Below are 8,724 nucleotides of genomic sequence, written 5' to 3'. Positions count from 1 at the left end.
GGGTTCGTGGGATCCGTGGGATTGGTCGGATTCGTAGGATTGGTCGGATTTGTCGGGTTCGTGGGATTGGTCGGGTTCGTGGGATTGGTCGGGTTCGTGGGATCCGTGGGGTTGGTCGGATTGGTCGGGTTCGTAGGGTTGGTTGGGTTCGTGGGGTTGGTCGGGTTCGTAGGATCCGTGGGATTGGTCGGATTCGTAGGATTGGTCGGATTTGTCGGGTTCGTGGGATTGGTCGGATTCGTGGGGTCCGTCGGATTGGTCGGATTGGTCGGATTGGTGGGGTTTGTCGGGTTCGTGGGGTTGGTCGGATTCGTGGGATCCGTCGGATTCGTCGGGTTGGTGGGGTCGGTCGGGCGCGGGGGCGCCGGATCGTCGTCGCTGCTGTTGGCTGCTGCGATCAGGCCCACGCCGCCCGCGCCGATCAGGCCGGCCAGCAGGAAGTCGCTGAGCACGGAGCCACCGGCTGCGGCCGCGGCGCTTTCCTTGGTGACGATCAGGCCCAGGGCGTCGCCATCATTGGCGGGTGCCACCTGGACGTTGCCAGAGGCCAGGTCCAGCACCATGGCCCCGGCGCCGTCGCCGTCGCGCTGGGTCAGCGTGGCCTGCGTGCCGCCCTCGAAGGTGCCGACCAGGGTCTGGCCGTCCTTGCCCTGGAACAGCGCCTTGGCGCTGCCGTCGGCGGGCACGATGATCTTGTCGCCCACCTGCAGCGCGCTGCCGGGCTGGGCCATCAGGGTTTCTCCGTTGCGCACGATCTGCACGCCCGGGCTGACCTGGGACATCGTGGCGGGGCCGGCGCCCCGGGGCATGAGCACCGCAGCCGCGCCGGGCTGCGTGTTCGATGTGCCCAGCTGTGCAAGCACAACGGTGGAGGGCTGCTGGTCAGCAAACTGCACGGGGCTGACGGTGGTGTTGCCAGTGGGCTGCATCGATTGGGCGGTCATTTGCTCTCTCCAGACAAGGGTTGAAACGACAAGGTCAGACGGTGGCTTGGAAGCCGTGAAATCTGTCGAGCCCTTTTGTGCAACATGCATGCCATGTGCCGGTTGCAGGTCTGGATGGCCTAGGAATATTCCTAAGATATTGATTTGCATGGTTTTTGTTATTGATCACAATGTCTCAGCAACGGTCTGTTACGGCACACGTTACGTAACGCCGCCCGGTCCGCTCCGTTACCTCGGAGCAGGCTTTGCGCCGTGTTTCATGGCCCTTGTCTCAAGGACCCATGCAGCGGGGCAAGGTGGCTTTCGCCTATAAAATCGCTGGCTTTTGGCTGCAGGCGCATATCGGCGTGTGCAAGAAGCCCAAAAGCGAACAGGCCCGTCTTCCAACTTTCATTGCGTAGAGAGCGCCCATATGCTGATTTCGTCCAGAGTTCCGTCGCGAGTGCCGGGTCGTACCTATTTGCGGATAGCCCGACCTGTTGCCATTGCCGCCTTCAGCCTGGGGGCCGCTTTGTGCGGGGCGTTTGCCCATGCGTCGCAGGAGGCGGTGGACGAGGTCTCCCGGCTGCTGGAGCAGGGCAAGGCGCCCCAGGCCGCCAAGCAGGCCGAGGCCTACCTCAAGCAGAACCCGGCCGATGTGCAGATGCGCTTTCTGCAGGGCGTGATCGCGGCGGAGCAGCGCCAGAACGCCCAGGCCATCAAGATCTTCACGGCGCTGACCCGTGATTACCCCAGCCTGCCCGAGCCCTACAACAACCTGGCCGTGCTCTACGCCGCCGAGGGCCAGGAGCGCAAGGCCTCGGAAGTGCTGGAGCAGGCCATTCGCACCAACCCCAGCTACGCCACGGCGCATGAGAACCTGGGCGACCTGTATGCGCGCATGGCCAGCGATGCCTATGCCAAGGCCTTGCAGCTGGACGGATCGCGCCAGGCCATCCAGCCCAAGCTGGCCCTGATCACGCAGATCTTCCCCAAGCAGGGCGGCGCCCAGGTCAAGACGGCCCAGGCCACGGCCACAGCGACGGCCGCCTCGACCAAGGTGGCCGATGCCAAGGCAGCCCAGGCCCGCGAAGCCGACGCCAAGCTGGCCGAGACCCGCGCCGCCGAAGCCAAGGCCGCAGAGGCCAAGGCTGCCGAATTCAAGGCCGCTGAAGTGAAGGCCGCCGATGCCAAGGCCGCCCAGGCCAAGGCTGCAGAAGCCAAGGCTGCCGAGGCCAAGGCTGCAGAAGCCAAGCTGGCCCAGGCCAAGGCGGCGGAAGCCAAGGCGGCAGAGGCCAAGCTGGCCCAGGAAAAGGCAGCTCAGTCCGCACAGGACAAGGCCCGCGCGGCCGAGGAAGCCAGGCAGGCAGCGGCCAAGGCCGCTGCTCCGGCCACCGCAGCCGCCGCCACCGCCGTGGCCGCCGCCGAGCCTGCCAAGGCAGCGCCTGCCGTCGATGAGAAGAAGGCCGCACAATCGGCTGCCGCGCAGGAAGTGGAAGCCGCCGTCAAGGCCTGGTCCACCGCATGGGCCGGCCAGGACATGGACCGCTACCTGGACGCCTACAGCGACCACTTCTCCCCGGCCGATGGCAGCAGCCTGGCCAAGTGGAAGGAGCAGCGCCGCCAGCGCATCGTTGGCCGCACCGCCATCGTCGTCAATGTGCGCGACCTGAAGGTGACCGTGGATGGCGACAAGGCCACGGCCCAGTTCCGCCAGTACTACGCATCGGGCGCGCTCAAGACCACTACCCGCAAGACCCTGCGCATGCAGCGCGAAAAGGGACAATGGCGCATCACCCATGAAGGAACCGGCTCCTGATGCCTGAAAAAGCGCGTCCCCTGGCACTGCCACCCACCGGCCTGCTGCGCCTGCATGCGCGGGCCGCCGGGGTGGCCGTGCTGCTGGTCGCGCTGTCCGCGGTGTCCTTCAGCCCGGCAGCCCATGCCAGGCAGGCCAAGGCCAAGGCCTCCAAAACGGCAGCTGCCAAGCCTGTCTCCTCCAAGCCTGCCTCCGGCAAGGCGGGCGCAGCCAGGCTGCGCGCGGCATCGGGCAAGCCTGCCCTGGCCGCCGCTGCGGTGGCCACGGCGGGCGGTGCCGCTGCCGTGGCAGCCACCCATGCCAAGGCAGCCGCCCCCGCACAGCAAAGCCAGGCGGAGGCCCGCCTGCTGGCCATCATCCGCCAGGTGGAGCAGCGGGATCTGGACGGCGCGCTGAAGGCCGCCGGCGATCTCACCGCCGAGGTTCCCAATTTCCGTGCAGCCCAGCTGGTGTATGCCGACCTGCTGCGCTTCAAGACCGGCCGTGCCGGCGAGGTGCTGGCGGGCACGCCCGTCGCCGCTTCCTCCGCTCCCGGCCATCCGGGCCAGGGCGTGCTGGTGCGGCACAACCTGTCCGTGGGCAGTGTCGCGCGGCTGGAAGGCCCGGCCAGTCCCACGCAGGCCCAGCTGCAGGATCTGCAAAACGAACTCAAGCGCCGCCTGCAGGCCGACAGCGGCGCGCCGCCCGCGGGCTCCGTTCCCGGCGAGTTCCTGATGCTGGGCGCGTCGGTGCGGCATGCGATTGCCATCGACGCCAGCAAGTCACGGCTGTACCTGTTCGCCCATGAGGCGGGCGGGCTGCGGCTGGTGGGGGATTTCTATGTCTCCGTGGGCAAGCTGGGCACGGACAAATGGCAGGAAGGCGACCAGCGCACGCCGCTGGGCATCTACTTCGTGGGCCGCCACATCCCTGGACCCCGGCTGCCGGAGTTCTATGGCAAGGGCGCGCTCACGGTCAACTTTCCCAACGACTGGGACAAGGCCGTGGGCCGCTCGGGCAGCGGCATCTGGCTGCATGGCTCGCCGCCCGACCAGTTCTCGCGCGCGCCCGAGGCCAGCGATGGCTGCCTGGTGCTGGCCAACCCCGACCTCACCTTGCTCATGCAGACCGTGGACCGGCAGACGCCGGTGCTGATCCGCGAAAAGCTGCAGTGGGTGGCCCCCAAGGCCCAGGCCCAGCAGAAGGCGGCAGATGCCTTTGTGCGTGTCGTCGAGGAATGGAAGAGCGCCTGGGACGGGGCCGACCCGCGCAAGCTGGCCGCGCTCTACGCGCCGGACCTGCTGCAGTCGCCTGCCTCGCGCGCATCGCAGGAACGGCTGGCCGCCTACCTGAACCGCCCCGGCGTGACGCTGCAGGACCTGTCCATCTATTCCTGGAAAGATGCCAAGGGAGAGATCCGCGTGGTCAACCTGCGCGCCAGCAGCAAGGCCTTCGCCGAAGGCCTGCCGCTGCGCCAGTACTGGCGCAAGACGGGCGGGCGCTGGCAGCTCTTTTCCGAAGACGTGATGGGCTGAACCGGGCCGAGTCCGGTTGCGCCCGATAGCGTCCGATAGCGCCAGGCGGGGCCCGGCCGGCTCAGGTGGTCTCGTTCTTGCGGTTGCTGTCGAACCGCCGCTCCGCATCGAACAGATGCTGTATCAGCACATGCGAGGTCATGTTCACGCCGATCCCGCCAATCATGGCCGGCAGCAGGTACAGCGCCGTGGACAGCTCCGAGACGAAGATGGCGTTGTCCGACAGCGACGGCGTCTGCCGGGCCGCCGATGCCAGGCTTTGCAGCAGGTAGACATCCACCCCCGCCATGGCCACCAGGGCCAGCCCGAACAGCAGCACCGTGGTGCGCGAGATGCTGCGCTTGGCCAGCAGGGCCGCGTAGATGGCGCAGGGAAGAACGACCGAGAAAACCACCAGGCTCCAGAATCTGGCTTCGGTGAAAACGGTGGTGCTGATGCGCAAGGCGTTCATCGGTGCGGTCCTTTGGGCGCCCAATATGCCGTGCTTGCGTAAACGCCCGGTGAACGGCAGGCAAACCAGCGGTTCCACATGCAACCAGCCGCGCCGGCCAGCGGCTGCCGACTGCACGAATCACAAGATCAGGTCTGCCGCACCAGGTAGGCGGGCAGCTGCGTCTCAGGCAGCACGGCCAGCACCTTCAGCTGCAGCTGGGCGCGCTTGCGCGCCTGGGCCAGATAGTCCTGCAGCGCCTGTGCGGCCCGCTCGTACTCCCCTTCCCACAAGGCATCGACGATCTGCCGGCAGTTCTCGGTCAGCGGCGGGTTGGGCGATTGCGGAAACATGCGGCAGAAGGTGCTGTGGATCAGCCAGGGCATCTGGCACTGCTGCAGCATGCCCACCAGCTTGTCGTTGGGATGCCGGGCCAGGAAGTCGCCATGCAGGTGCTGCTCGACTCGCTGTTCCAGGCGCTGTTCCAGGCGCAATGTTTCCTGCGTGTCCGGAACACCTGTCGCCGTCGCGCCTTGCAGGCCGTGGCGCAGGCTGGCGAGCATGTCCCTGTCCAGGCGCGGCCCGCTTTCGCGCAACGCTGCGGGCGCCAGCAAGGCGAGCAGCTCGAAGTCCTGATTCACCGCGCGTGCCGTCAGCGCGGCCACCCGCCAGGCGGCGTAGGTGCTTTTCTCCACCAGCCCTCTATCTACCAGCCGGCTCAGCACCTCGCGCAGGGCCACGCGGTTGACGTTGAAGTGGTCCATGGCGGCGCTCTCATCGATCTGAAAGCGCCCGAAGATCATGGCGATGGAGATGGACTGCTCCAGCTCGTCGTGGATGCGCTCGCTCTCCGATGGAATGTGGATCGTGGCCTGGCCCGCCTCCAGGCCCAGGGCCTGCGCGTCCAGCGTCAGGCGCTGGGGCTGCACGGCCTGCCCGGGCCGGGCGACCAGGTAGCCGCGTCCGTCGAAGGTGCTCAGCAGCCCTTCGGCATGCAGCAGCTCGAAGGCCTTGCGCACGGGAATGCGGCTGGTACCGAAGACCTTGGCCACCGGCCCCTCCAGCAGCACCAGGCCGGGCGCCACCCGCTGCTCGACGATGGCCTGGCGCAGGCGCTGGCGTATCAGTTCATAGCGCAGCCGGCGCTCGGAATCGCCAGATTCGCCGCTCTCGCCGGTCTCTTCGTCCCGCGCAGTCTGCGTGGATGCTTTTATGGCTCTTCTCATTCCTGCTTCATCTGCGTGTGCGTGTGCGTGTGCCGCCGCCGGCGGGGCCGTCATCGGGCAGGACTATAAGGCGCGCGCACGGCGCAGCAGCGTGGCCCACTGGCGCACCAGGTAGTTGTGCTCGTCCATGACGGTGTTCCAGACGGCGATGCGGCCCAGGCGCTGCTCGTAGGAGCCGCCGTCGCGCACGCTGCCGCGCGGGACCACGAGCTGGCCGTCGGTGCCCTGCAGGTCTTCGGCGGCGGGCAGGCCGGCGTACCAGTAGTCCCATTCGCTGGCGCTCAGGTGCTCGCGCGTGCGCAGCGGGTTGGAGATGTAGTAGCCCTGCCGCGCCATCGCGGCACCGGGCCAGCCGGATTGCCACCAGTTCAGGTAGCGGTAGGCGGCGTCCAGCGTGTCGCCCCTGGCCTGGCTGGAGATGCCCAGGCCGCCGTACCAGGCGCGGTAGCCTTCGCGCGGACAGGCCAGCCGGTAGTCCAGCCCCGCCGCGCGGTAGTGGCCCATGGCCGGCGACCAGTGGCTCTGGATGGCAACGCCTGCATCGATCATCAGCCGTGCCGCATCGGCGTAGTTGCCCCAGAAGCCCCTGAACTGCTCGGACTCCTGCCGCTGCAGCAGCACGGCCATCATCCGGTCGATTTCCTCCAGCCCCAGGTTGCTGATGTCACCGAAACGCATGTCGCCGCTGGCCTGCAGGGCAAGGGCCGCGTCCAGCGCGCCGATGGCGGCATCGGCCTGCAGCGCAGCGCGCCCTCGGCAGGCGGGGGAGACCAGCCAGGACCAGCTTTCCTCGGCCTGGTCGAACAGCGCGGGCAGGGCGGCGGGCAGGTAGACAAAGCTGTCGACGTTGTGCGTGAGCGGCAGCATGGAGATATGCGCGCTGGGCACATCGCTGACGCTGCCATCGGCCTGCACATACAGGCGCGTGACAGGATTGCAGCCCGCGCCAAAGGCCGCCTGCGGCGTGATGCGGCCGGTGCGGGGCAGGGCGTTGACCTCTTCCCAACAGGTCAGGCGCGCCGTGTCGATGGGCTGCAGGGTGCCGGTGGGCCACAGGAAATCCACGCTGTGGAACCACTGGTCGTACAGGTCGAAGCTGTCCTGGCGCATCACGGCCTGGCGCTGGGCGTCGAAGCCGTCCAGCACCTCGAAATGGATGCGTATGCCCAGGTCCTGCTGCGCACGCTGGCGCAGGGCTTCGGTCAGCGTCACCGAGGTGCCGAGGACACGCAGTTCGGGATCGTTCTTGCGCATGTTGCGGTCCTTGCCGTGGAGGTTCACGCAGTGTGGAGTGAGGGGCTTGCCGGGGTCTGGCTGCCATTGTCCTGCGAGTGGAGGCGGTAGAACGATTGGAACGATTGCCAGGAGGCCCGGACCTGCTGCTCATCGAGCCCGGCCGTGATGAAGACCAGGCGAGAGCGCCTGTCCTCGCCCGGCCACTCGGGCAAATGCTCGGGGGCGTGCATGAGATGGCCCATGCCGTGCAGCGCCGTGGGCTGCCCCTGCGGCCAGCCATCCGCGGCCACGGCCACCAGTCCCTTCAGGCGCAGCAGCCGGTCGCCATGGCGGTGCAGCAGCATGGTCAGCCACAGGGTGAGCACGCACCAGTCCACCGGGCTGTCAAGTTCCAGGCAGAACGCCTGGGCGCCTGCGTGCAGACCCTGGCCCTGGCCCTGGGCCGTGCGGCCGCGCGGCGTGCCGGCAATGGCGCGTGCCAGCCAGTCGGTTTGCAGAGCATGGGATTCCTGCATCTGCCAGGCAGGCGGTACCGCTGCGCCAGGGCCGCAGGTGACGACGCTGGCCAGGGGATTGATCTGCGCCAGTTGCGCGCGCTGTGCCTCGGCCTGCTGTGGCGTGGCCAGGTCGGTCTTGCTCAGGTACAGCCGGTCGGCCGCCGCGACCTGGGCCAGCCATTCGGGGCGCCGGGACTGTTGCCACGGGGCATGCAGCGCATCGACCACGGTGGAGATGAAGGCCGGCCTGAAGATCTGGCGCAGCTGCGCATCGCCGATCAGGGTGGCGATCACGGGGCCGGGCGCGGCCAGCCCCGTGGTCTCCATCAGCACCCTTTGAAAAGGCGGCAGTTCGCCGCGCAGGCGGCGCTGGTGCAGGCGCCACAATGCGTCCTTGAGTTCGCCGCGTATGGCGCAGCAGACGCAGCCGTTGTCCAGCAGCACCGTGTCGGCGTCTATGCGGCCCACCAGCAGATGGTCCAGCCCCACGGCGCCGAATTCGTTGATGAGCACCGCAGTCTCGCCCGCGGGCGAGTCCTGCAGCCACTGCCTGAGCAGCGTGGTCTTGCCGCTGCCCAGAAAACCCGTGAGCACGCCTACGGGCAGCCGCTCGCTGTGGTGGTCCGTCAGTCCGCTCATGGCGCCTGCTCCCTGTGTTCCTGCGCTGGTGCCTGCCCTTGTGCCTGCGCCGGCTGCCACGGCATGGCCAGCGGATCCAGGGCTCGGCCCAGCATCTGCTCGGCGGCGGGCCACAGCGCGCCGAAATCGGCAATCAGCACGCTGGCCCCCGTGGGGCCGGCCAGCACATAGGACTGGCCATGGAAGTCGCTGAGCCGCAGCCGCCACAGCGCCAGCAGCCGGTTGGCGCGCGCAATCTGAATCAGCCGCTGGCGGCGCCCGGCCAAGCCGGCCGGCGCCTGGCTCCAGTGGCCGGAGGCCTGCAGCAAACCGCACATTCCACACATGACAGAAACCCTTTCGGTTGCGAATGGAGCCGCCTGCGAAACTGGCGCAGCCAAAGAGCAGAGACACCGAGGAAGGGCCTATGCCGGCCGCGCCGCCCCGCACCGAGGGTGTCG

Annotated in this window: 7 protein-coding genes and 1 pseudogene; 2 read left to right on the top strand and 6 right to left on the bottom strand. The window is 68.0% G+C overall.

Going from position 1 to position 8,724, the window contains the following annotated elements; all coding sequences use genetic code 11:
• Positions 1 to 944: pseudogene (locus KDK82_RS29395) on the bottom strand (hypothetical protein); the annotation flags it as partial.
• Between the two features lie 547 nt (positions 945 to 1,491).
• On the opposite strand from KDK82_RS29395, the gene KDK82_RS29390 reads away from it, so the two are divergent.
• Together KDK82_RS29390 and KDK82_RS29385 are read left to right on the top strand one after the other, a co-directional pair.
• Complete coding sequence (locus tag KDK82_RS29390; protein WP_256974572.1) at positions 1,492 to 2,742, top strand: tetratricopeptide repeat protein; 1,251 nt, start codon at positions 1,492 to 1,494, stop codon at positions 2,740 to 2,742.
• Positions 2,742 to 4,256, top strand: a complete 1,515-nt coding sequence (locus KDK82_RS29385) for a murein L,D-transpeptidase family protein (protein WP_013803742.1) — start codon at positions 2,742 to 2,744, stop codon at positions 4,254 to 4,256. Before KDK82_RS29390 ends, KDK82_RS29385 begins: the two co-directional genes overlap by 1 nt.
• Positions 4,257 to 4,317: 61 nt before the next feature.
• On the opposite strand, the gene KDK82_RS29380 is transcribed toward KDK82_RS29385, so the two are convergent.
• The 5 genes from KDK82_RS29380 to KDK82_RS29360 all read right to left on the bottom strand — a co-directional run bounded on the left by KDK82_RS29380 (position 4,318) and on the right by KDK82_RS29360 (position 8,610).
• Positions 4,318 to 4,707, bottom strand: coding sequence for a hypothetical protein (locus KDK82_RS29380; RefSeq protein ID WP_013803741.1), 390 nt, complete (start codon positions 4,705 to 4,707; stop codon positions 4,318 to 4,320).
• Positions 4,708 to 4,835: 128 nt separating this feature from the next.
• Positions 4,836 to 5,912, bottom strand: coding sequence for a GntR family transcriptional regulator (locus KDK82_RS29375; RefSeq protein WP_088166957.1), 1,077 nt, complete (start codon positions 5,910 to 5,912; stop codon positions 4,836 to 4,838).
• Positions 5,913 to 5,975: 63 nt separating this feature from the next.
• Positions 5,976 to 7,166, bottom strand: a complete 1,191-nt coding sequence (locus tag KDK82_RS29370) for a PotD/PotF family extracellular solute-binding protein (protein ID WP_088167005.1) — start codon at positions 7,164 to 7,166, stop codon at positions 5,976 to 5,978.
• Positions 7,167 to 7,189: 23 nt separating this feature from the next.
• On the bottom strand, positions 7,190 to 8,284 hold the full coding sequence (locus tag KDK82_RS29365; protein ID WP_088166956.1) for a GTP-binding protein: 1,095 nt from the start codon (positions 8,282 to 8,284) through the stop codon (positions 7,190 to 7,192).
• Positions 8,281 to 8,610, bottom strand: a complete 330-nt coding sequence (locus tag KDK82_RS29360; protein ID WP_088166955.1) for a hypothetical protein — start codon at positions 8,608 to 8,610, stop codon at positions 8,281 to 8,283. Before KDK82_RS29360 ends, KDK82_RS29365 begins: the two co-directional genes overlap by 4 nt.
• Positions 8,611 to 8,724: the final 114 nt, after the last annotated feature.

Origin of the sequence: Delftia sp. K82, assembly GCF_002193035.1 — a bacterium.
Classification (GTDB): Bacteria; Pseudomonadota; Gammaproteobacteria; order Burkholderiales; family Burkholderiaceae_C; genus Comamonas; species Comamonas acidovorans.
The sequence above is the reverse complement of the archived record's forward strand: the minus strand, read 5'-3'. Positions and strand labels throughout refer to the sequence as shown.